The following is a 1414-nucleotide window of genomic DNA, read 5'->3' as shown; positions in this document are numbered from 1 at the left end:
GAATTCAGGCGGCGGCGGCTCAGCAGGGTTGGCGCGCCAGCCTGGTTTTCCAACAGGAAGCTCTTGGCGTATTCACCCGTCTGGATGTCTTTCAGGCACTTGCGCATCGCGTCTTTCGTGGCCGAGGTCACGATGTTCGGGCCTGTCACGTATTCGCCGTACTCAGCGTTGTTCGAGATCGAGTAGTTCATGTTGGCGATGCCGCCTTCATAGATCAGGTCAACGATCAGCTTGAGTTCGTGCAGGCATTCAAAGTACGCCATTTCGGGGGCGTAGCCAGCTTCCACCAGCGTTTCGAAGCCGGCCTTGATCAGCTCGACGGTACCGCCGCACAAAACGGCCTGCTCGCCGAACAGGTCGGTTTCGGTTTCTTCGCGGAAGTTGGTTTCAATGATGCCGGCTTTGCCGCCGCCATTGGCCATGGCATAGGAGAGAGCCAGGTCGCGGGCCTTGCCGGACTTGTCCTGGTGCACAGCAACCAGGTGAGGTACGCCGCCGCCCTGGGCGTAGGTATTGCGCACCGTGTGGCCAGGTGCCTTGGGGGCGACCATCCAGACGTCGAGGTCGGCGCGCGGAATCACGGCGCCGTAGTGCACGTTGAAGCCGTGGGCGAAAACCAGGGAAGCGCCCTGCTTGATGTGGGGAGCCACGTCGTTTTTGTAGACCGCGCCGATTTGCTCGTCGGGCAGCAGGATCATGACCACGTCAGCGGCTTTGACCGCGTCCGCGACTTCAGCGACCTTCAGGCCGGCCTTTTCGACCTTGGGCCACGAAGCGCCGCCCTTGCGCAGGCCGACGATCACTTTCACGCCGCTGTCGTTCAGGTTTTGCGCGTGTGCGTGGCCCTGGCTGCCGTAGCCGATGATGGCGACTGTTTTGCCCTTGATCAGGCTCAAATCACAATCTTTGTCGTAAAAAACTTTCATTTTTCTCTCCAGAATAGGTATTGGCGAAAATGCCCTTCGACAGGCTCAGGGCGAACGGTAAACGCATATCGCCACTCAAAATCCGTTCGCGTTGAGCCTGTCGAAACGCGCGCACGGACGACTTAAATCAAACCCGCAAAATCCGCTCTCCACGGCCGATGCCGCTGGAGCCGGTTCGCACCGTCTCCAGGATCGCACTGCGGTCTATGGCTTCCAGAAATGCATCGTTCTTGGACTGGTCCCCAGTCAGCTCGATGGTGTAGCTTTTCTCCGTCACGTCGATGATTCGCCCGCGGAATATATCAGCCATGCGCTTCATCTCTTCGCGCTCCTTGCCGACTGCGCGCACCTTGACCATCATGAGTTCACGCTCGGTGTAGGAGCCTTCGGTCAGATCGACAACCTTGACGACTTCAATCAGTCGGTTCAGGTGCTTGGTGATTTGTTCAATGACGTCGTCAGAACCGGTGGTCTGTATCGTCATGCGC

2 protein-coding genes are annotated in these 1414 nt (G+C 58.6%); both read right to left on the bottom strand.

The annotated features are described in order from the left end of the window. Positions 1-926, bottom strand: a 926-nt coding sequence (gene ilvC, locus AC1D1X_RS23235) for a ketol-acid reductoisomerase (protein ID WP_477699335.1), incomplete at its 3' end; no start/stop codon positions are given. A gap of 127 nt (positions 927-1053) precedes the next feature. After that, on the bottom strand, positions 1054-1414 hold a 361-nt coding region (gene ilvN / locus AC1D1X_RS23230), incomplete at its 5' end, for an acetolactate synthase small subunit (protein ID WP_477699334.1).

The sequence above is a fragment of the Polaromonas sp. P1_G4 genome, from assembly GCF_056405475.1.
The sequence above is the reverse complement of the archived record's forward strand: the minus strand, read 5'-3'. Positions and strand labels throughout refer to the sequence as shown.